This window comes from Actinomycetospora sp. ABD4_176 (genome assembly GCF_056311855.1).
In genome coordinates, this window is the sequence record NZ_CM149974.1 from 1,397,335 (window position 1) to 1,417,743 (window position 20,409).

The 20,409-nt window shown below is 73.8% G+C and carries 19 protein-coding genes; 14 read left to right on the forward strand and 5 right to left on the reverse strand.

All coding sequences use genetic code 11. From position 1 onward, the window contains the following. Positions 1 to 2,211: an excinuclease ABC subunit UvrB gene (gene uvrB / locus ACYX4T_RS06805; RefSeq protein WP_476013797.1), complete on the reverse strand. Its 2,211-nt coding sequence runs from the start codon at positions 2,209 to 2,211 to the stop codon at positions 1 to 3. 70 nt (positions 2,212 to 2,281) lie between these two features. Between uvrB and ACYX4T_RS06810 the strand changes: the two genes are divergently transcribed. The 3 genes from ACYX4T_RS06810 (at position 2,282) to ACYX4T_RS06820 (ending at position 3,597) form a co-directional block, all read left to right on the forward strand. Further along, a complete protein-coding gene (locus ACYX4T_RS06810) occupies positions 2,282 to 2,788 on the forward strand; it encodes a ribonuclease FAU-1 family protein (RefSeq protein ID WP_476013798.1) in 507 nt (168 codons plus the stop codon). An 87-nt stretch (positions 2,789 to 2,875) separates the two neighbouring features. Then, a complete protein-coding gene (locus ACYX4T_RS06815; protein ID WP_476013799.1) occupies positions 2,876 to 3,415 on the forward strand; it encodes a DUF402 domain-containing protein in 540 nt (179 codons plus the stop codon). 38 nt (positions 3,416 to 3,453) lie between these two features. Further along, positions 3,454 to 3,597, forward strand: coding sequence for a hypothetical protein (locus ACYX4T_RS06820; RefSeq protein ID WP_476013800.1), 144 nt, complete (start codon positions 3,454 to 3,456; stop codon positions 3,595 to 3,597). On the opposite strand, the gene coaE is transcribed toward ACYX4T_RS06820, so the two are convergent. Further along, the gene (gene coaE, locus ACYX4T_RS06825) at positions 3,598 to 4,635 is read right to left on the reverse strand and encodes a dephospho-CoA kinase (protein WP_476013801.1); all 1,038 of its coding nucleotides are present in this window, start codon (positions 4,633 to 4,635) and stop codon (positions 3,598 to 3,600) included. Between the two features lie 135 nt (positions 4,636 to 4,770). On the opposite strand from coaE, the gene ACYX4T_RS06830 reads away from it, so the two are divergent. Further along, positions 4,771 to 4,971 (forward strand): hypothetical protein, encoded by a 201-nt coding sequence (locus ACYX4T_RS06830; protein WP_476013802.1) that lies wholly within the window; start codon positions 4,771 to 4,773, stop codon positions 4,969 to 4,971. Positions 4,972 to 5,137: 166 nt separating this feature from the next. Here ACYX4T_RS06830 and rpsA read toward each other — a convergent pair whose 3' ends face one another. Next, the gene (gene rpsA / locus ACYX4T_RS06835) at positions 5,138 to 6,658 is read right to left on the reverse strand and encodes a 30S ribosomal protein S1 (protein ID WP_476013803.1); all 1,521 of its coding nucleotides are present in this window, start codon (positions 6,656 to 6,658) and stop codon (positions 5,138 to 5,140) included. A gap of 323 nt (positions 6,659 to 6,981) precedes the next feature. On the opposite strand from rpsA, the gene ACYX4T_RS06840 reads away from it, so the two are divergent. Both ACYX4T_RS06840 and ACYX4T_RS06845 read left to right on the forward strand, forming a co-directional pair. Beyond that, positions 6,982 to 7,857: a class I SAM-dependent methyltransferase gene (locus ACYX4T_RS06840; RefSeq protein WP_476013804.1), complete on the forward strand. Its 876-nt coding sequence runs from the start codon at positions 6,982 to 6,984 to the stop codon at positions 7,855 to 7,857. Beyond that, on the forward strand, positions 7,857 to 8,831 hold the full coding sequence (locus ACYX4T_RS06845) for an N-acetyltransferase family protein (RefSeq protein WP_476015205.1): 975 nt from the start codon (positions 7,857 to 7,859) through the stop codon (positions 8,829 to 8,831). Before ACYX4T_RS06840 ends, ACYX4T_RS06845 begins: the two co-directional genes overlap by 1 nt. 18 nt (positions 8,832 to 8,849) lie before the next feature. Here the strand turns inward: ACYX4T_RS06845 and ACYX4T_RS06850 are convergent, their stop codons facing one another. Further along, complete coding sequence (locus ACYX4T_RS06850) at positions 8,850 to 9,449, reverse strand: PAS domain-containing protein (protein WP_476013805.1); 600 nt, start codon at positions 9,447 to 9,449, stop codon at positions 8,850 to 8,852. A 349-nt stretch (positions 9,450 to 9,798) separates the two neighbouring features. Here ACYX4T_RS06850 and ACYX4T_RS06855 point away from each other — a divergent pair, with 349 nt between their 5' ends. From ACYX4T_RS06855 to ACYX4T_RS06875, 5 genes are read left to right on the forward strand one after another with little or no spacing between them, the layout of a single operon-like run. Then, a complete protein-coding gene (locus tag ACYX4T_RS06855; RefSeq protein WP_476013806.1) occupies positions 9,799 to 11,889 on the forward strand; it encodes a sensor histidine kinase in 2,091 nt (696 codons plus the stop codon). Then, positions 11,886 to 12,299, forward strand: a complete 414-nt coding sequence (locus ACYX4T_RS06860; protein WP_476013807.1) for a roadblock/LC7 domain-containing protein — start codon at positions 11,886 to 11,888, stop codon at positions 12,297 to 12,299. Before ACYX4T_RS06855 ends, ACYX4T_RS06860 begins: the two co-directional genes overlap by 4 nt. Next, entirely contained in the window at positions 12,296 to 12,673 is a 378-nt protein-coding gene (locus ACYX4T_RS06865) for a DUF742 domain-containing protein (RefSeq protein ID WP_476013808.1), read from the forward strand. The genes ACYX4T_RS06860 and ACYX4T_RS06865 overlap by 4 nt, the downstream gene beginning before the upstream one ends. Further along, positions 12,654 to 13,238, forward strand: coding sequence for a GTP-binding protein (locus tag ACYX4T_RS06870; RefSeq protein WP_476013809.1), 585 nt, complete (start codon positions 12,654 to 12,656; stop codon positions 13,236 to 13,238). The genes ACYX4T_RS06865 and ACYX4T_RS06870 overlap by 20 nt, the downstream gene beginning before the upstream one ends. A gap of 3 nt (positions 13,239 to 13,241) precedes the next feature. After that, complete coding sequence (locus ACYX4T_RS06875; RefSeq protein ID WP_476013810.1) at positions 13,242 to 15,467, forward strand: heavy metal translocating P-type ATPase; 2,226 nt, start codon at positions 13,242 to 13,244, stop codon at positions 15,465 to 15,467. Here the strand turns inward: ACYX4T_RS06875 and ACYX4T_RS06880 are convergent. Then, complete coding sequence (locus tag ACYX4T_RS06880; protein ID WP_476013811.1) at positions 15,464 to 16,408, reverse strand: LysR family transcriptional regulator; 945 nt, start codon at positions 16,406 to 16,408, stop codon at positions 15,464 to 15,466. The genes ACYX4T_RS06875 and ACYX4T_RS06880 overlap by 4 nt on opposite strands. Before the next feature lie 171 nt (positions 16,409 to 16,579). Here ACYX4T_RS06880 and ACYX4T_RS06885 point away from each other — a divergent pair, with 171 nt between their 5' ends. The 3 genes from ACYX4T_RS06885 (at position 16,580) to ACYX4T_RS06895 (ending at position 20,398) form a co-directional block, all read left to right on the forward strand. Continuing rightward, entirely contained in the window at positions 16,580 to 17,452 is an 873-nt protein-coding gene (locus ACYX4T_RS06885) for an FAD binding domain-containing protein (protein ID WP_476013812.1), read from the forward strand. A gap of 1 nt (position 17,453) precedes the next feature. Next, positions 17,454 to 17,942, forward strand: coding sequence for a (2Fe-2S)-binding protein (locus tag ACYX4T_RS06890; protein ID WP_476013813.1), 489 nt, complete (start codon positions 17,454 to 17,456; stop codon positions 17,940 to 17,942). Between the two features lie 89 nt (positions 17,943 to 18,031). Further along, the gene (locus ACYX4T_RS06895; RefSeq protein WP_476015206.1) at positions 18,032 to 20,398 is read left to right on the forward strand and encodes an aerobic carbon-monoxide dehydrogenase large subunit; all 2,367 of its coding nucleotides are present in this window, start codon (positions 18,032 to 18,034) and stop codon (positions 20,396 to 20,398) included. The last annotated feature ends 11 nt before the right edge of the window (positions 20,399 to 20,409 follow it).

The window sequence follows — 20,409 nt, forward strand, 5'->3', positions numbered from 1 at the left end:
TCAGCTCACGCCGGCCGCGTCCATGCCCCTCATCTCCTTCTTGAGGTCGGCGATCTCGTCGCGCAGCCGCCCGGCGAGCTCGAACTGCAGGTCGCGGGCCGCGGCCATCATCTGGTCGGTGAGCTGCTGGATGAGGTCCGCGAGCTCCGCGCGCGCCATGCCCGACGTGTCGCGGTGCTCGACGACGCCGGAGTGACCGCGGCCGCCGCCGGCCTCCCCCGCCGCGCGGCGCCCGCGCGAGCTGTTGCGCGCCGAGCCGCCGATCTCCACCGACTCCTCGGTGTCCTCGGCCTCGCGGTAGACGCGGTCGAGGATGTCGGCGATGTTCTTGCGCAGCGGCTGGGGGTCGACGCCCCGCTCGGTGTTGTAGGCGATCTGCTTCTCGCGGCGCCGGTTGGTCTCGTCGATGGCGTACTGCATCGACTCGGTGACCGTGTCCGCGTACATGTGCACCTGACCGGACACGTTGCGGGCCGCGCGACCGATCGTCTGGATCAGCGAGCGCTCGCTGCGCAGGAACCCTTCCTTGTCGGCGTCGAGGATGGCCACGAGCGACACCTCGGGCAGGTCGAGGCCCTCGCGGAGCAGGTTGATGCCGACCAGGACGTCGTACTCCCCCGACCGCAGCTGGCGCAGCAGCTCGACCCGGCGCAGCGTGTCGACCTCGGAGTGCAGGTAGCGGACCTTGATGCCGAGCTCGAGCAGGTAGTCGGTGAGGTCCTCGGCCATCTTCTTGGTCAGCGTCGTGACCAGGACCCGCTCGTCCTTCTCGACCCGCGTGCGGATCTCGCCGACCAGGTCGTCGATCTGCCCCTTCGTCGGCTTGACGACCACCTCCGGGTCGATCAGGCCGGTGGGGCGGATGACCTGCTCGACGAACTCGCCGCCCGCCATCCGCATCTCGTAGTCGCCGGGGGTCGCGGACAGGTAGACCGTCTGGCCGATGCGGTCGGCGAACTCCTCCCACGTCAGCGGGCGGTTGTCGGTGGCGCTCGGCAGGCGGAACCCGTACTCGACGAGGTTGCGCTTGCGCGACATGTCGCCCTCGTACATGCCGCCGATCTGCGGCACCGTCACGTGCGACTCGTCGATGACCAGCAGGAAGTCCTGCGGGAAGTAGTCGATCAGCGTTGCCGGCGCCGTGCCCGGCCCGCGGCCGTCGATGTGGCGCGAGTAGTTCTCGATGCCCGAGCAGAAGCCGACCTGGCGGATCATCTCGATGTCGTAGGTGGTGCGCATGCGCAGCCGCTGGGCCTCGAGCAGCTTGCCCTGGCGCTCCAGCTCGGCCAGGCGCTCCTCGAGCTCGGCCTCGATGGCCTTGACCGCCTTCTCCATGCGCTCGGGACCGGCCACGTAGTGGGTGGCCGGGAAGATGCGCACGTCGTCGACCTGCTTGACCACGTCGCCGGTCAGCGGGTTGAGGTAGTAGAGCGACTCGATCTCGTCGCCGAAGAACTCGATGCGGACCGCGAGCTCCTCGTACGCCGGGATGATCTCCACCGTGTCGCCGCGGACCCGGAACGTGCCACGGGCGAAGGCCATGTCGTTGCGGGTGTACTGCACGTCGACCAGGGCCCGGAGCAGCTGGTCGCGGTCGAGCTCCTCGCCCACCGCGAGCGCCACCGACCGGTCGAGGTACGACTGCGGCGTCCCGAGGCCGTAGATGCAGGACACCGACGCGACCACGACGACGTCGCGGCGCGAGAGCAGGTTGGACGTCGCCGAGTGGCGCAGCCGCTCGACGTCCTCGTTGATCGAGGAGTCCTTCTCGATGTAGGTGTCGGTCTGCGCGATGTACGCCTCGGGCTGGTAGTAGTCGTAGTACGAGACGAAGTACTCGACCGAGTTGTTGGGCAGCAGCTCCCGCAGCTCGTTGGCCAGCTGGGCCGCCAGCGTCTTGTTGGGCGCCATCACCAGCGTCGGGCGCTGCACCCGCTCGATGAGCCAGGCCGTGGTGGCCGACTTGCCCGTGCCGGTGGCGCCGAGCAGCACGATGTCGTGCTCGCCGGCCTTCACCCGCTTCTCGAGCTCCTCGATGGCCGTCGGCTGGTCGCCCGCCGGCTCGTAGGGGCTGACGACCTCGAACGGGACCCCGGTGCGCTCGATCTCGCCGACCGGGCGGAACTCCGAGTGCGCGAGGGCCTCGTCGGGCAGCCCTTCGGGGTTCTCCCCCTCGCGGGCCGACCCCGGAACCTCTGTCGCGAACGCCATGGGATCGAGGTTAACCGCGCCCCCCGACAACGGGGCGGGTGCCGCGGTGGGCGCACTAGGGTCACGGCCCGTGGGCATCCACCCGCCGAAGACCGAGACCTTCGACGTCGCGGCCCGCACCAACACCGACCCCAAGGGGTTCGTGCGGGCGGTCGACGTCTACCGCGAGGAGGCGTTCGGCCTCTATCTCAGCCGCCCGATGCCCGACCACCCCACGCTGACGCACCTGCGCTCGTGGCTGCTGCCCGCGCTCGGCATCCGCGTCACCGACTTCTCCTGGAGGCCCGGGTCCGAGCGGAGGCAGGACCACTACATCGACGTCGTCGACGTCACCCGCGACGGGTCGACGTGGCGGACCGAGGACCACTACGTCGACCTCGTCGTCCACACCGGGCAGCACACCGAGGTGCTCGACCTCGACGAGCTCGCCGAGGCCGTCGCCGCCGGGCTGCTCGACCCCGAGCGCGCCGAGCGGGCGCTCACGACGAGCCACCGCACCCTCGCGGGCCTCGCCGAGCACGGCCACGACCTGGAGCGATGGCTGGCCCCGCAGGACGTCACCCTCACGTGGACGTGACGCGCGTCACGGCGTGAATGACAGGGTTGGCATTCGGGTAGGGGTCGCCGCCGATACCCCCTGACGGGTGTCCTAGGGTCCTCCGCCGTGAGCCCGGTCGTCTCCCCCCAGCTGGTCGAGGTCGTCGACACACAGACGGCGACCCGCACCCACCTCCTCGCGCCCGACCAGGTCCTGGAACAGGCCCTCGACCGGTGGCGCGTCGCACCGTGGGGCCTGCGGACGACGGTGCTCAGTCCCGAGGACCCGTTCGTCCTGGCCGAGACGTGCTGGTACGTCGCCGACCACGGCCTGCGCCTGCGCCGGCGGCTCCCCCGCGAGGGCAGCCGGGAGGACGGGGCGGCCGGCGCGACCACCGAGATCGGCGCGGTGCGCATCGCCGTCGACGGCGCGCAGTGGCGCTGCACCGACCTCCTGCTCGGCCTCGAGGTCGTCCCCGGGCGCCCCGCCCGCGTCGTCCACGACGCCGACTTCGCCGCCGCCGTCGCGGGGGGCGTCCTCGCCCCCGTGGACGCCGACGAGGCCATGAGCACCGTGCACCGCGTCCTCGGCGAGCTCGTCGACGCCCGCCACGACCTCGGCACGTGGACCGACTCCCTCGGGCTCGGCTCGCTGGACCGGGCCTGATCCCCCCGTCCCTCCCGCGGCGGGTGTAGGGACGGCGCATGGACAGCCTGCTGGTCGTCGTCCTCGGCCTCCTGGCCGTCGCCTCGGTCCGGGTGCTCGCCGACCGGGTGGGCGTCGCGGCGCCGCTGCTGCTGGTGCTGCTCGGGGTCGGCGTCTCGGTGCTGCCCGTCGTCCGGACCTGATCAGGGCAGCGCGACCTCGGCGCGCACGGCGACGGGGTCGGCGGCCACGCGGTCGGGGTCCCGACGGGCCCGGTCGCGCGCCTCGACGATCGCCTTCACGCGCTTCGCCTCGCGACGGCTCTTCCCGTCGAGCACCAGGACGCGCGCCGGGCGGGCGGGGTCGGCGCAGCCGTGGCGGCCGGGGCCGGTGCGCGGGAACCCGGCCGCGAGGAAGGCCTCGGCGAGCTCGTCGCCGGGGCGGACGGCCTCGACGAGCAGGTCGACGACGTCCGGGGCGGGCAGGCCCGGGACCGCGCCCGGCCCGACGTGCTCGACCCGGCGCACCTGCTCGCCACCGACGACGGCCAGCCGGGCGGCCAGGCGCCGGGCGACGACGTCGCGGTCGTCGGCCGGGGCCACGACCTCGCTCGGTACGGGTGTCGCCTCGCCGCGCTCGATGTTGCGGGCGAACGGCACGAGGCGCTCGTGCCAGAGCCGCTCGACCTGCTCGCGCAGCGCCCCGGCGGCCCCTGCGTTCTCCAGCCACACGTCGGCGGCCGCGCGCCGGGCCTCGTCGTCGGCCTGGGCGGAGATGCGGGCGCGGGCGTCCTCCACGCTCATCCCGCGGTTCTCCTGCAGGCGCGCGACCCGGACGTCGATCGGCGCGTCCACCACCACGACCAGCGCGAACGCCGCGCCCATCCCGTTCTCGACCAGCAGGGGGACGTCGTGGACGACCACGGCGTCGTCGGGGGCCTCGGCGACCATCTCCGCGGTCCGGGCGCCGATGCGCGGGTGCAGGATGCCGTTGAGCTGCTGGCGCTTCGCGTCGTCGGCGAACACGACCTGCCCGAGCGCGGGCCGGTCGAGGGCGCCGCTCTCGTCGAGCACGTCCTCGCCGAACGCCTCGACGACCGCGGCCAGGCCCTCGGTACCGGGTTCGACGACCTCGCGGGCGATCCGGTCGGCGTCGATCACCACCGCGCCCAGTTCGGTGAGCGTCTCCGCCACCGTCGACTTCCCCGCCCCGATTCCGCCGGTGAGCCCGAGCCTCAGCACGCCCGCAGTCTGCCCACCGGTCGCCGGGTTCACTCGACCCGGGGTCGAGAGTCGCACGGCGAGTCACTCGCGTCCCACGAGTCACAACGCTCCGGTGCTGCCTCACCCGCACCACACGATTCGAGGGAGACGCGCGTGTTCCGTTCGCGCCGCACCGCCGGACGTCACCGCCTCGGCGCCCCCGGGCTCGTCTGGTGCCGCACGCTGCCGCAGGTCGAGGCCGCGCTGGCCGTGCCGCACATCGCCCGCCGCGGGCTGGTCGAGCGCTTCCTCGCCGGCTCCCGGCACCTGCGCCCGGCCTTCGAGCCCGCGCCCGCGGTGCCCGCCGCGGCCTGAGGCTCGCCGGCGTTCGCGCAGCGAGGGCGTCCCTCGCTGCCTCCCACGCACCCGGGGCGTCCCTCGCTGCCCCACGCGCGCCCCGCACGCGCGCCTGCGCACACGACGACGGGCCCCCACCCCGCGAGGGGTAGGGGCCCGTCGGTCGAGCCTCGCTACCGGGTGATCAGCCGCCCGACAGCTTCTCGCGCAGGGCCGCGAGCTGGGCGTCGCTGGCCAGCGCGCCGCCGCCGCTCTGGGACGGCGGGCCCTGTCCCGGGTCCGCGGTGTCGGCGTCGTCACCGCGCTCGTCGTCGGACGACGGGCCGCCCGAGGAGTAGTTCGCCGGCGCGGCCTCGGCCGCCTCGGCCTCCTGCTCCTGGGTGCGCTGGAGCTGGGCGATGTGCTGCTCGTACCGGGCGTAGGCCGCCTGGTACTGCCGCTCCCACTCCTCGCGCTGCGACTCGTACCCCTCGCGCCACTCGCCGGTGTCCGGGTCGAAGCCCTCGGGGTAGATGTAGTTGCCCGCGTCGTCGTACTCGGCCGCCATGCCGTAGAGCGCCGGGTCGAACTCGGTCTCCGGCGTCATGCCCTCGTTGGCCTGCTTGAGCGAGAGCGAGATGCGGCGACGGTCGAGATCGATGTCGATGACCTTGACCATGACGTCGTTGCCGACCTGGACGACCTGCTCCGGCACCTCGACGTGGCGCTCGGCCAGCTCCGAGATGTGGACCAGGCCCTCGATGCCCTCGTCCACGCGGACGAACGCACCGAACGGCACCAGCTTCGTGACCTTGCCGGGCACGATCTGGCCGATCTGGTGGGTGCGGGCGAACTGGCGCCAGGGGTCCTCCTGCGTCGCCTTGAGCGACAGCGAGACCCGCTCGCGGTCGAGGTCGACGTCGAGGACCTCGACCTTGACCTCCTGGCCCACCTCGACGACCTCGGACGGGTGGTCGATGTGCTTCCAGGACAGCTCGGAGACGTGGACCAGACCGTCGACACCGCCGAGGTCGACGAACGCACCGAAGTTGACGATCGACGAGACCTGGCCGGACCGGATCTGGCCCTTGGCGAGCTGGTTGAGGAACTCGCTGCGCACCGCCGACTGGGTCTGCTCCAGCCACGCGCGGCGGGAGAGGACGACGTTGTTGCGGTTCTTGTCCAGCTCGATGATCTTGGCCTCGATCTCCTTGCCCACGTAGGGCTGGAGGTCGCGGACGCGACGCATCTCGACCAGCGAGGCCGGGAGGAAGCCGCGCAGGCCGATGTCGAGGATGAGGCCGCCCTTGACGACCTCGATGACGGTGCCCTTGACGGGCTCGTCGTTGTCCTTGAGCTGCTCGATCGTGCCCCAGGCGCGCTCGTACTGGGCGCGCTTCTTGGACAGGATCAGCCGACCCTCCTTGTCCTCCTTCTGGAGGACGAGGGCTTCGACCTCGTCGCCGACGGCGACGACCTCGTTGGGATCGACATCGTGCTTGATCGAGAGCTCACGCGAGGGGATGACGCCCTCGGTCTTGTAGCCGATGTCGAGGAGGACCTCGTCCCGGTCGACCTTCACGATGGTGCCTTCGACGATGTCGCCATCGTTGAAGTACTTGATCGTCTGGTCGATGGCGGCGAGGAAGTCCTCTTCCGACCCGATGTCGTTCACAGCCACCTGGGGGCTGGTCGTCGTCGGGGCGGTGTGGGTGTCGATGGACATACGGTGGACGGCTCCGGGAACATGGTCAGATCGAGCGTGCAGGGACACCACGGAAGTGAGCCGTCGTCCTGACTGCGTGCACCGGCGAGCCCGCGAACGAGACCGGAGACGAGGTGTCCGCCCACCCGCAGGCGAGGAGCACGCGGACAGGGCGAGACCACTGACGTGGACCTTCATCGTAACCGCGTCCGACACGGACCGGCAATCGGGGCACCCCCTGCTCCGCCCCGGCGTGTCGCAGCGCACGGGCACGGCGTGTCGTGGCCGGTGCGAGCCCGGTCGGGGGAGGTCGCCCCCGCGCCCGGGCGTGTCAGGATGCCCCGGTGCCGACGCCTCCCCCGCCCTCCCGCGAGGGCGGGCGCGTGCCGGCCGAGGAGCTCGTCGGCGCGGCCGGGATCGCCCGCCGGGCGGTCGGGGCGGCGGAGTCGAGCGCGGCCAGCCGCGCCTGGTGGGACGCCGACGCCGACGACTACCAGGCCGAGCACGGCGCCTTCCTCGGCGACGACGACTTCGTCTGGTGCCCCGAGCGCCTGCGCGAGGAGGACGCCCGCCTGCTCGGCGACCCCGCGGCCCTGCGCGGCGCGCGGGTGCTCGAGGTGGGCTGCGGGGCGGCGTCGTGCTCGCGGTGGCTCGCCGGGGCCGGCGCGCGGGTCGTCGGGGTCGACCTGTCGGCGGGCATGCTCGCCCAGGCCCGGGCGGCCGACGCCCGCACCGGGGTCGCCGTCCCGCTCGTGCAGGCCGACGCCGGCGCCGTCCCGCTGGGCGACGCCACGGTCGACGCGGCGTTCTCGGCCTTCGGCGCGGTGCCGTTCGTGGCCGACCCCGGCGCGGTGATGCGGGAGGTCGCCCGCGTGCTGCGGCCCGGTGCGCCCTGGGTGTTCGCGGTGAACCACCCCATGCGCTGGATGTTCCCCGACGACCCGGGCCCGGACGGGCTGACCGTCTCGCAGTCCTACTTCGACCGCACGCCCTACGCCGAGGTCGACGACGACGGGCGCGTGGTCTACGTCGAGCACCACCGCACCCTCGGCGACCGGGTGGCCGACGTCGTCGCCGCCGGGCTCGTGCTCGAGCGGCTGGTCGAACCCGAATGGCCCGACGACCTCGACGAGGTGTGGGGCCAGTGGTCGCCGCTGCGCGGGCGCCTGTTCCCCGGGACGGCGATCTTCTGCTGCCGTCGGCCGGGGACCGCGTCGTGATGGGCCGGTCGCGGGCGACGCCGTCGGGCCGGTCCCCCGAGGTCGTGCTCACCGAGCTGCTGCGCGACCAGCAGGCGCGCTTCGCCGAGCTCGACACCGGGCTGCCGCCGGCGGTCCTGCCCCCGCCCGGCGACGTCGTCGTCGTGGGCGACGGCCCGGGCGGCGAGGCCGCGGGCGTCGTCACCCAGCACAGCTGGCCGGCGGGCAGCGCTCCCCTGCTGTGGTCGGCCGCCGAGGTCACCGAGCTGCACCCCGTCCTCGGCCACAGCGGCCGCCGCGGTGCCGACCGGCTGCTCGGACAGTGGCCGGGCCGCGTGCCGGCGCGCGTGCGCGCCGCCGCCGACTCCGCCGCCGTCGTCACCTGGCCCAGCCGCGACGTCGCCGCGGCCCGCGCCTTCCTCGACCACGGCCTCGTGCCGCTCGCGGTCCTCGCCGTGCGCCGGGCGGGCCCGCTCGACGGCGTGCTCGACCGCGACCCTGGGCTCGAGGTGCGCCCCGCCGGCGAGGACGACCTCGAGGGGTGCGTCGAGCTGGCGATGCACGAGATCGCGTACTCGAGCATGGTCGGCGGCAGCGTGCTGCGCCCCGACGCCGAGGCGGTGAAGCGGACGGCGCTGCGCGAGCGGTGGGCGCGCGGCGAGCCGATCTTCCTCGCCGAGCGCGACGGGCGGATGGTCGGCCTGCTCGAGTGCGGGCTCACCGACGCGACGCCGGGCAGCTGGCTCGCGGGCCTGCTGCCCATCGGGCGCTGGGGCTACGTCAACTGCGCCTCGGTGCTGCCGGGCCAGCGCGGCCGGGGCGTCGGGCACGCGCTCGTCGCCGCCGCCTTGCCGGCGCTCCAACCGCCCGGGGTCCGCGGGACCTACCTCTACTACAACCCGCCGAACCCGGTCTCCTCGGTGTTCTGGCCCCGCCACGGCTACCGGCCGCTGTGGACGCTGTGGGAGGTCCGGCCTGCGTCGGCACTGCGCTGAACCCGGGCCCCGGCGCGGTCAGGACCTGTCGGCCGGGGGCAGCACGTCCGGATCGACGGCGGCGAGCAGTGCCCGCTGGGGCGACCCACGTCCCACGGGCCCGGTCACGGCCCCGAGCAGGTCCCGGGCGACCGCGTCGACCGAGCGCGCACGGGCGACGGCCAGCCACTCGAGCAGGGCCAGGCCGGCCTCCGGCAGCAGGTGGAGGTGCTCCTCGAGCACGGCGAGGGCGTCGCGCGCGAGGACCTCGTCGTGGATCGGCCGCAGCGACGACCGGCGTGCGTGCGCAGGGTCGACGCTCTCCGGACCGGGGGTGACGTCGATGAGGTAACCGCGTCGCCCGGCGGAGCAGCGCGGGGTGTCCGGGGTGGGATAGCCGATCGCGACGACGTCGTGCTCGCCGCCGTCGAAGGCGACGATGCGGTGCCGGCACACGTAGGTGGTGTGCGCCCGGCGGGCCGACTCCACGATCTCCGCCGCGTGCTCACGTCCGGCGGGGTGCTTGTGCGCGACCCACAGCGCGCGGGTCGGGGTGACGGCGTCGGGCCGGTAGCCGTGCAGGTGGAACATCGCCGTGTTCCACGTCCACCGGTCCGTCCGCGGCTGCCAGCTGTACACGCCGACCCGAGACCTCTGCATCCGTTCCCCCTGCCGACGACCGTGTCGGCTGCCGTCCCACGTCCGGGTGATGTATCCCGCAGACGAACTGCTTTCTCGTCTCCTGGACGACCGAGAATTGATCCGAACCGTGACGATGACCGTTCGACGCAGTTCCTGTTACTCCACCCGGACCCCTCGCGAGCCCGGGAGAACAGAATTGTCACCCGACCGTTTCTCGAGCGCGCTCTTCAATGTACGGTCCGCACTCGTCCGCCTCCAACCGGGTACGACCGTTCCGCTCCGCGAGGTGCCCCGCTTGTCCGTGACATCCGTTCCCGTCGCGCTCCCCCGTTCCGTTCTGGCCCGGATGACCGACTTCCTGCCCCGGGGCAACTTGCTCGGTGACGCCGAGTGGACGCGCCGTCACCGACTGCTGCTCGTGGTGCTCGGCCTCCAGATCCCCCTGCTGATCGCGGTCGGGGCGCAGACCGGGTGGCCGATCAGCTGGGTGGGGATCTTCGTCGGGTGGACGGCGCTCCTCACCCTGCTCGGGGCCCTCACGAAGCAGCGGCGCGTCGCGTCGTTCCTGGTCACGCTCGGTCTGACGTCCTGTTCGATCGAACTGGTCGTCCTGTCGAACGGGTCGATCGAGGCGCACTTCCACTTCTTCGTCATCGTCGGCTTCCTCGCCCTTTACCAGGACTGGATCCCGTTCCTCTGGAACATCGCTTTCACCGTGCTCAGCCACGGGATCGGTTCCGCGTTCGTGCCCGACCTGATCTTCAACCACCTCTCCGGGCAGGGGAACCCCTGGTTGTGGTCGCTGGTCCACGGGCTGAGCGTCCTCGCCGCCTGCGCCGGCGTGTTGCTGTTCTGGCGGTACACCGAGGACCTCCAGGACCAGAAGGCCGAGCTCGCGCAGGAGCTCGCGAGGAGCGAGCTCAGCAAGAAGGAGTTCACCTCGGACCTCTTGCTGAACCTGGCTCGGCGCAACCAGAGCATGTACCACCGGCAGCTCGACATCATCAACGACCTGGAGGAGAAGGAACGGGACCCCGACGTCCTCGCGGAGCTCTTCCGGCTCGACCACCTCGCGACCCGCGTCCGGCGCAACGCCGAGAGCCTCCTCGTCCTCTCCGGGGAGCAGACGCCCCGCGTGTGGTCGGCCCCGGTGGCCCTGCGCGACGTCGTGCGCGCCGCCATCGCCGAGACCGAGGACCTCGACCGCATCTCCTTCACCGTCGACGAAGGCCTCGCGGTGGTCGGCAGCTCGGTGGCCGACCTGACCCACCTGCTGGCCGAGCTCCTCGAGAACGCCGTGCGGTACTCGCCGCCGACCAGCACGGTCACGGTCACCAACCGCCCGTACCACCCGGCCCCCGGCTCGCACCTGCTGGTCGTCGAGGACACCGGGGTCGGGATGCCGGCCGCCGAGCTCGCGCGGGCCAACGAGCTGCTGGCCGCACCGCAGGAGGTCGACGTCTCGGCGTCCCGCCGTCTCGGCTTCCACGTCGTCTCGCGCCTCGCCGAGCGTCACGGCATCACCGCCACCCTCACCCCGACCCCGGGGTGCGGGCTCACCGCCGTGCTGGTGCTGCCCGCGACCCTCTTCCCGTCCACCACGGCCGCGTCGCGGGGCGGTCCGGCCGAGGCCTCGGCCCTGGTCCGTCCGACCGTCGCCCCGGTGGAACACGTCGCGCGCATCCCCGTCGACGCGACGCCGTCACTCGCCGCCGCGAACGGCCGCCACTCCTGGCCCGCCGTCGTGCCCGGGGCGACGACCACCAACGGTCACGGGCCCGGCCACGGCGTCGGCCACGGCTTCGACCACGGCTTCGATCACGGCTTCGATCACGGCTTCGATCACGGCTTCGACCACGGCCGCGACCACGGCACCGGACTCACGGGTCCCGACGGCGCGGCCGGTCCGGAAGGCGCGGGCTCGGCCGTCCGTCGGACCCGGCTGATCCACCCCGTCGAGGTGCCCCCTCCCCCGCAGGAGTCCGTCGGGCCGGACACGCCACGCGCTCTCGGCGCGCCCCCGCCCCGTCGCTCCCCTGAGCAGCGCAGCTCGAACGGCAGCTCGAACGGCAGCTCGAACGGCAGCTCAGCAGGCAGCCCGGCAGGCACCCGGGGCGGAGCCGGTCAGTCCGACGCCGGCTCCCCGCGCCGCACGCTGAAGAAGCGGGTCCCGCAGAGCCACCTCGCGCCCGAGCTCGCCCACCAGGGCGGCACGTCCCCACCCGCGTCCCCGGCGCGACCGGCAGCGCCAAACCAGCGCCCCCCGACGGAGGCCGATCCCGAAAGCGGGGGCCCGATGAGCGCACTCTCCCGCTACCAGGCCAGCCGACGGATGGCCCACCTCGAGATCGACGACGGGTGGGACGCCCCGCACACCGGGAACCGCGGGTCCGGCGACGAGCACCGCGACGGCCGTGACCGGGGGGCGCTCTCGTGACCGCGCACGACGACGGCCGCCTCGACTGGGTGCTCACCGACTTCGCCCGGTCGACACCCGGGGTCGTCCACGCGCTCGTGGTCTCGTCCGACGGGCTGCGCCTCGCGGCGACCCCGGAGGTGGACCAGGTGCTCGGCGACCAGCTGTCCGCCGCGGCCAGCGGTCTCGTGAGCCTCGCCCGGGGGACCGCCACCCTGCTCGGGGCTCTCCCCGTGAGCCAGACGATCCTCGAGATGGCGGGGGGCTACCTCTTCCTCACCTCGGTCAGCCAGGGGTCCCTGCTCGCGGTCCACACCGAGCGCACCGCCGACATGGGTCTGGTGGGCTACGAGATGACCATGCTGGCGTCCCGGCTCGGGCACGTCCTGACCCCGACGATCCGGTCCGACCGGACCGGCACCCCGCGGTGACCGTGGACGAGCGCGCCGCACCGCCGACGGACGCGGGACGCGTCGTGCCCAACTACGCCGTCACCCGCGGCCGGACCCGGGCGGTGGGCCGGGAGCTGCCCGTCGAGGCGCTGGTGACCGCCACCGATCACGGCCTGGCCCAGCTCGGCGCCCTCCAGCCCGAGTACCGCTCGATCGTCGAGGCCTGCGGCGAGCCGCGCTCCCTGGTCGAGATCGGGAGCCTCCTCGGCGTCCCCGTCGGTGTCGCGCGTGTCCTCGTGAGCGATCTGGCGAACGCCGACCACCTCGCCGTGCACCTGCCCCTCGTCGGCGCGGACGGCCGTCCCCGACGCGAACTCCTGGAGAGACTCCTCGATGGACTCCGAGCCCGCTGAGGGCCCGACGCGCAGCACGACGGGCCTCATGCCCGTGAAGATCCTGATCGCCGGCGGCTTCGGGGTCGGCAAGACGACGCTGGTGCACGCCCTGTCCGAGATCCCCCCGCTGTCGACCGAGCAGGAGATGACGAGCCTGTCCGACGGCGTCGACGACCTCGCCGCCGTCCCGGACAAACAGACCACCACGGTCGCCATGGACTTCGGACGTCTCACCGTCGACGACGGCATGATCCTCTACCTGTTCGGGACACCCGGTCAGTCGCGGTTCTGGTTCATGTGGGACGAGCTCGCCCAGGGCGCCGTCGGCGCCGTGGTCCTCGTCGACCTCCGCCGCGTCGACGACTGCTTCGCCGCGATCGACTACTTCGAGAACCGGGGTCTCCCGTTCGTCGTGGCGGTCAACGGCTTCCCGACGGCCGACGAGTACGACGACGAGACGGTCCGCGACGCCCTGGTGCTGCGCCCCGGCTGCCCGCTCCTCCGCGTCGACGCCCGCGACCGCCGTTCCTCGCTCGACGCCCTCATCCAGCTCGTCGAGCACTGCCTCCAGGGGAGCCACTGACCGATGAGCGTCGCCCGCACGACCGCGTCCGACGCCGCGGTGCGGGACGCCGAGATCGAGCTCGTCGTCGAGGGCATGACCTGCGCGGCCTGCGCGGCGCGCCTCGAGCGCCGCCTCGACCGTCTCGACGGGGTCGTCGCGCGCGTCGACCTCGTGGCCGGTCGGGCGCGCGTCCAGGGGGCCGGTCCGGAGCGCGCCGGCGAGCTCGTGGCCGAGGTCGAGCGCCTCGGCTTCCGGGCCCGGCGGGCCGACGACCCCGCCGACGACCCCGCCGAAGACCCTGCCGCCCCCGGGCCTCCCGACCCCGACGATCGCGGCGTGCGCGACCTGCGCCGCCGCGTCGTCGTCGCCCTGCTCGTCGGTGTCCCGGTGGCCCACGTCGCCATGAGCCTGGCGATCGACCCCCACTTGCGGTTCCCGGGCTCGACGGCCGTGCTGCTCGTGCTCGCCGCACCCGTGGTGGTCTGGTGCGCGTGGCCGTTCCACCGCGCGGCGCTCGCCGGGGCGCGCCACGGCACCGCCTCGATGGACACCCTGGTCTCGCTCGGCGTCGTCGCCGCGGTCGCCGGATCGTTCGTGGACGGTCCCCTCTACCTCGACGTGGCCCTCGTCGTCGTGGTGTTCCTGCTGGGGGGACGGCTCTTCGAGGCCACTGCCCGACGTCGCGCGGGCCGCACGGTTACGGCGCTGGCCGGCCTGCGGCCGCGCCGTGCGGTCCTGCGGCGCGGCGGCGCCGAGCGCGAGGTGGCGGTCACGGCGCTGGCGCCGGGCGACGAGATCGTGGTGCGGGGCACGGCCGGGGGCGTCGTGGCGGCCGACGGCGAGGTGGTCGAGGGATCCGGGGCCGTCGACACCAGCTCGCTCACCGGCGAGCCCGTCCCCCGGGACGTGACGCCGGGCGGGAGGGTGCACGCGGGCACCCGGCTGGTGGCCGGGACCCTCGTGGTCCGGGTGGCGCGGGCGGGGCCGGAGACACGGCTCGCCCGCCTGGTCGCGCTGGTCGAGCGCACGCGCAGCGAGCGCGCGGGTGCCCAGCGCGTCGCCGACCGGATCTGCGCGGTGTTCGTGCCCGCCGTGCTCGTCCTCGCGGCGGGGACGGCGCTCGCCTGGGGGCTCCTGGGCGGGTGGGACCTCGGGGCGTTCTCGACGGCCCTGTGCGTCCTCGTCATCGCCTGCCCGTGCGCCCTCGGCCTCGCGACCCCGATGGCCCTGCTCGTCGCCACCGATCGCGGCGCCCGCCTGGGCGTCTTCCTCACCGGCCACCGCGCGCTCGAGGCCGCGCACGCCGTCGACGTGGTGGTGCTCGACAAGACGGGCACGGTGACCGACGGCCGGATGGCGGTCGTCGACGCCACCTGCGTCGTCGCCGTGTCCCCGCTCGACGTCGCCCGGTGGGCCGCCGCCGTGGAGGCACACTCCGAGCACCCGCTGGCGACCGCGCTCGTCGCGCTGGCCCGCGCGACGAGCGGCGAGCCGCCCCGCGCGGACGACGCCGTGACCCTCGCAGGGTCGGGCGCCCGGGGTCGCGTGGGCGGGGAGGTGGTCACCGTCGGTTCGCCGCGCCTGCTCGCCGCCGAGGGCCTCGCACCTCCCCGGGACATCGCCGCGTGCACCGCACGGTGGGAGCGCGCGGGGTACACCACGGTGCTGGTCGGCCGCGGCTCCGCCGTGGTCGGCGCCTTCGCGCTGGCGGACGGCGTCAAGCCGGACGCCGCCCGCGCGATCGAGACCCTCCGGGCACTCGGCGTGCGGACCGTGCTCCTCACCGGCGATCACGCCGCAGCCGCCCGGCGGGTCGCGGACGCGGTCGGGGTGGACGACGTGATCGCCGGCGTCACCCCCGACGGGAAGGCGGCTGAGATCGACCGGCTGCGCGCCGAGGGGGTGTCGGTGGCGATGGTCGGGGACGGGGTGAACGACGCCCCCGCGCTGGCCCGGGCCGACCTCGGGCTGGCGATGGGCTCGGGCACCGAAGTCGCGATCGGAGCCGCCGACATGGTGCTCGTGCGGGACGGGCTCGGGGTCGTCCCCGCGGCGCTCGGTCTCGCGCGCGCCACCCGGCGCACGATCCGCCGCAACCTCGCCTGGGCCTTCGCCTACAACGTCGCCGCCCTCCCCGTCGCCGCGGCGGGCCTGCTCAGCCCGCTCGTCGCGGGCGGGGCGATGGCCGCCTCGTCGGCGCTCGTGGTCGCCAGCAGCCTCCGCCTCGCGCGATCCCCCGGTGGCTAGTTCCAGATCGTGACGTACACCGGCGGGCGGAACCGTGAGGGCACCACTCCACCGTGCGGGGACCGCATCAACGCCATCGCCTCGGGTGTCGTGAGGAAGCGCAGGAACGCCGCGGCCCCCGCGCCGCGCAGCTCCGGGCGGAGGGTCGTGGCGTGCCAGGCTCCCGCGAGCGGGGTGGACGGGGTCGGCACGACCCGCAGATCGCCCCGGCGGACCTGCGGGTTGACGAGGTGCGCCGTCGCCACGGCGACACCACCGCCGGCCACCGCCGCGTCCCAGGCGCCGGCGTGGGAGCCGAACACCCGCACCCGGTCCTCCGGCACGCCGAGGCGGCGCAACAGCTCGCTGGTCTCGCTGTCCGGGTCACCCGCGCTCGGGTCCGCCAGCCAGGGCCAGCCCGCGGGGCGGCCCGCGAGACGCAGCCCGGGAGCGGCGACGGCGACCAACTGGGTCCGCAGCACCGGTTCGGACGCCAGCCGGAGACCGGGGTCGGCGCCGAGCGCCGGGCCGAGGGCGACGTCGGCGAGCCGGTTGGCCACGAGGACCTCCAGCTCGGCGGTGGACGCCACCCCGGTCGAGACGTCGAAGCCGCCACCGCGGGCGTCGAACGCCGCGGTCACGGGCCCGGCGACGAACTCCGCGGTGACCGAGGTGGTCACCACCCGCAGTTCCTCGGCGCGCCCTTGCGCGGTGCGCACCGCGGCCTCCGCCTCGGCACCCAGGGCCACCATCTGCGACGCCAGCCCGAGCAGGCGGACGCCGGCCGGGGTCGGCTCCATCCGGCCCTCGACCCGCACCACGAGGGGGTCGTCGAGGTGCTTGCGCAGCACCGACAGGGCTTGCGACACCGCCGAGTCGGTGACGCCGAGCGCCTCGGCCGCCGCCCGCACCGTGCCCAGGCGAGCCACCAGCACGAAGGTGTGCAGCTGGGTCAACGTCACCCACACGAGTCTTGTGCAGCCCCAGGGGAGCGGCCAGCGCCCGGTTGAGCGATCGCTCAACTCCGACTGTCCCAACGATCGGGCGTCGGCGAGGGTGACCGAGCCCACACGCGTCGCGGCGGGGCCGACCACGCCGGCCCCGCTCCGACTCCCACCACCGAGGGGAAACCCATGCAGGTCCCCGCCCAGTTCGCCTACGCGAAGGCCGGCAGCGTCGACGAGGCCATCGCGCTCTTGCGCCGCCACGGACCCGACGCCCTCGTCGTCGCCGGCGGGCACAGCCTCATCCCGATGATGAAGCTCCGCCTCGCCGAGCCGACCGCGCTCATCGACATCAACGGGCTCTCCGAGCTCACCGGCGTCGCCGTCGAGGGCGACGAGGTGCGCCTGGGCGCCATGGTGCGCCACGGCGAGGTCCTCGACTCCCCCATCGTGCGCGAGCACTTCCCGATCCTCGCCGACGCCGAGCGCCTCATCGCCGACCCGGTCGTCCGCAATCGCGGCACGGTCGGCGGCTCGCTCTGCCAGGCCGACCCGTCGGAGGACCTCTCGGCGGCGTTCTCCGCGCTCCGCGCCTCGGTGGTGATCCGCTCGGCCGACGGCGAGCGCGTCGTGCCGGTCCGCGAGTTCCACCACGGTCCCTACGAGACCGCCGTGGCCCACGGCGAGCTGCTGCTCGAGGTGCGGGTCCCGATCCGTGCGGCGACCGGGAGCGCTTACCAGAAGATCGAGCGTCGGGCCGGGGACTGGGCCGTGGCGTCGGCCGGGGCGGTGGTCACCCTCGACGGCGACACCGTTGTCGACGTCGGCATCGGCCTCACCGCCGTGGGCGCCCCGCACTTCGTCGCCCCGGAGGCCGAGGACGCCCTGCGCGGCGGCCCCGCCACCGACGACGCCTTCGCCGCGGCCGCCCGGCTCGCGGCCGAGCACTGCTCGCCGTCGGCCGACCAGCGCGGACCCGTCGACTACAAGCGCCACCTCGTCAGCGAGCTGGTGACCCGCACGCTCCAGCGCGCCACCGCGCGCGCCCGAGGAGAGGCCTGACATGGAGATCACCGTCCGCGTCAACGGGGTGCCGCAGACCCGTGACGTCGAACCTCGCCTGCTGCTCACCCACTTCCTGCGCGACGAGCTTCGCCTGACCGGCACCCACTGGGGCTGCGACACCACCAACTGCGGTGCCTGCGTGGTCCGCCTCGACGGGGTCCCGGTCAAGTCCTGCACCGTCCTCGCGGTCATGGCCGACGGGGCCGCGGTGGACACCGTGGAGGGCCTCGCGAACGGCGCCGAGCTCGACCCGGTGCAGGAGGGGTTCGTGACCTGCCACGGCCTGCAGTGCGGCTTCTGCACCCCAGGGATGCTCATGACCACCCGCGCCCTGCTCGACCGCGACCCCGACCCCTCCCCCGCGACCATCCGGGAGGCGATCTCCGGGCAGATCTGCCGATGCACCGGCTACGAGAACATCGTGCGGTCCGTGCGGTGGGCTGCCGAGAAGAACCGTGCCGAGCAGCAGAGCGAGGTGGCCCCGTGACCAGCATCGACGACAGCCGTATCCCCGGTGTGCAGGACCCGGCGGTCCAGATCCACGCCGAGGCCGAGACGCCGCGCGGCTACGGCTCGATGAAGCGCAAGGAGGACGCCCGCTTCGTGCGCGGCCGGGGCCGCTACGTCGACGACGTCGTGCTGCCGGGCATGCTCCACGGCGCGGTGCTGCGCAGCCCGCTGGCCCACGCTCGCATCACCTCGGTGGACACCAGCGCCGCCGAGGCGCACCCGAAGGTCCACGCCGTGATCACCGGCGAGACCCTGACCGGGCTCGGCCTGGCGTGGATGCCGACGCTGTCGAACGACACGCAGGCGGTGCTGGCCACCGACAAGGTCCGGTTCCAGGGCCAGGAGGTCGCCTTCGTCGTCGCCGACGACAAGTACGCCGCGCGGGACGCGCTGGACCTCATCGACGTGCAGTACGAGCCGCTCGAGCCGGTCATCGACGCCCGACGCGCCCTCGAGACGGGCACCCCGGTGGTGCGCGACGACAAGGACGGCCAGGCCGACAACCACATCTTCGACTGGGAGTCCGGCGACTCCGCGGCCACCGACCGGGTGTTCGCCGAGGCCGAGGCCGCGCCCGACCAGCGCGTCGTCACCGCGGACATCCTCTACCCGCGGGTGCACCCGGCGCCCCTGGAGACCTGCGGCGCGATCGCCGACATGGACCCGGTGACCGGCAAGCTCACGCTCTGGACCACCACGCAGGCCCCGCACGCGCACCGGACGCTCTACGCGCTGGTCGCCGGCCTGCCCGAGCACAAGATCCGCGTCGTGTCCCCGGACATCGGCGGGGGCTTCGGCAACAAGGTCGGCATCTACCCCGGCTACGTGTGCGCGATCGTCGCCTCCATCGTCACCGGCAAGCCGGTCAAGTGGATGGAGGACCGCTCCGAGAACCTCATGAGCACCTCCTTCGCCCGCGACTACCACATGCGCGGGGAGGTGGCGGTGACGGACGAGGGCACGATCCGCGCGGTGCGGGTCGACGTGCTGGCCGACCACGGCGCTTTCAACGCCACCGCCCAGCCGACGAAGTTCCCGGCCGGCTTCTTCGGGGTGTTCACCGGCTCCTACGACCTCGAGGCCGCGCACTGCGCGGTGACCGGGGTCTACACCAACAAGGCGTCCGGCGGCGTCGCCTACGCGTGCTCGTTCCGGATCACCGAGGCCGTGTACCTCGTCGAGCGGATGGTCGACGTCGTCGCCCACGACCTCGGCGTCGACCCCGCCGAGCTGCGGATGCGCAACCTCCTGCGCCCCGACCAGTTCCCCTATCGCAGCGCCACGGGGTGGGAGTACGACTCCGGCGACTACCCGCACACCCTGCAGGTCGCGCTGGACAAGGCCGGGTACGAGGCGCTGCGCGCCGAGCAGGCCGACCGGCGCCGCCGCCACGAGGCCGGGGAACGCGTGCGCCTCATGGGCATCGGGCTGAGCTTCTTCACCGAGGCCGTGGGCGCCGGTCCGCGCCGCACCATGGACATCCTCGGCCTGGGGATGGCCGACGGCGCCGACCTCCGCGTCCACCCCACCGGCAAGGCCGTCCTCGGCATCTCCGCGCAGAGCCAGGGACAGGGGCACGAGACGACGTTCGCCCAGATCGTCGCGCAGGAGCTGGGGATCTCCCCCGACGATGTCGAGGTGGTGCACGGCGACACCGACCTCACGCCGTTCGGGCTGGGCACCTACGGCTCGCGCTCGACACCGGTCTCGGGAGCCGCCACCGCGGTCGTCGCCCGCAAGGTCCGCGAGCGCGCGCGCATCGTGGCCGCGGCCATGCTGGAGGTCGCGCCCGAGGACCTCGAGTGGCACGACGGGCGCTGGCAGGTCGCCGGTGACCCCGAGGCGTCGCGGTCGATGGCCGAGATCGCCATGGCGGCGCACTCGAACCTCGAGCTGCCCGAGGGCGTCGAGGGCCACCTCGACGCCACGTGCGTCTACAACCCGCCCAACCTCACCTACCCGTGCGGCGCCTACGTCTGCGTCGTCGACGTCGACCCCGGCACGGGCGCGGTCGACGTCCGGCGGTTCGTGGCCGTCGACGACTGCGGCGTGCGGATCAACCCGATGATCGTGGAGGGGCAAATCCACGGGGGGCTCGCCGACGGGGTCGGGATGGCGCTGATGCAGGGCATCGCGTTCGACCTCGACGGCAACTGCCTGGGCGGGTCGATGATGGACTACCTGCTGCCGACCTCGCTGGAGTGCCCGTCCTGGGAGCTCGGCGAGACCGTGACCCCGTCACCGCACCACCCGATCGGCGCCAAGGGCATCGGGGAGTCGGCCACGGTCGGCTCGCCGCCCGCGATCGTGAACGCGGTGATCGACGCGCTGGCGCCCTACGGGGTCCGGCACGCCGACATGCCGCTGACCCCGGCCGCCGTCTGGTGCGCCGCCCAGGGCCGTCCCCTGCGCACCGACCTCGCGATCACGTGACCACCGCGCAC

Coding starts and splice junctions, on each gene's coding strand:
- uvrB (WP_476013797.1), bottom strand. CDS start 2,211: ATGGCGTTCGCGACAGAGGTTCCGGGGTCGGCCCGCGAGGGGGAGAAC.
- ACYX4T_RS06820 (WP_476013800.1), top strand. CDS start 3,454: ATGGACAGCCTGCTGGTCGTCGTCCTCGGCCTCCTGGCCGTCGCCTCG.
- rpsA (WP_476013803.1), bottom strand. CDS start 6,658: ATGTCCATCGACACCCACACCGCCCCGACGACGACCAGCCCCCAGGTG.
- ACYX4T_RS06845 (WP_476015205.1), top strand. CDS start 7,857: ATGGGCCGGTCGCGGGCGACGCCGTCGGGCCGGTCCCCCGAGGTCGTG.
- ACYX4T_RS06855 (WP_476013806.1), top strand. CDS start 9,799: ATGACCGACTTCCTGCCCCGGGGCAACTTGCTCGGTGACGCCGAGTGG.
- ACYX4T_RS06870 (WP_476013809.1), top strand. CDS start 12,654: ATGGACTCCGAGCCCGCTGAGGGCCCGACGCGCAGCACGACGGGCCTC.
- ACYX4T_RS06875 (WP_476013810.1), top strand. CDS start 13,242: ATGAGCGTCGCCCGCACGACCGCGTCCGACGCCGCGGTGCGGGACGCC.
- ACYX4T_RS06885 (WP_476013812.1), top strand. CDS start 16,580: ATGCAGGTCCCCGCCCAGTTCGCCTACGCGAAGGCCGGCAGCGTCGAC.
- ACYX4T_RS06890 (WP_476013813.1), top strand. CDS start 17,454: ATGGAGATCACCGTCCGCGTCAACGGGGTGCCGCAGACCCGTGACGTC.
- ACYX4T_RS06895 (WP_476015206.1), top strand. CDS start 18,032: ATGAAGCGCAAGGAGGACGCCCGCTTCGTGCGCGGCCGGGGCCGCTAC.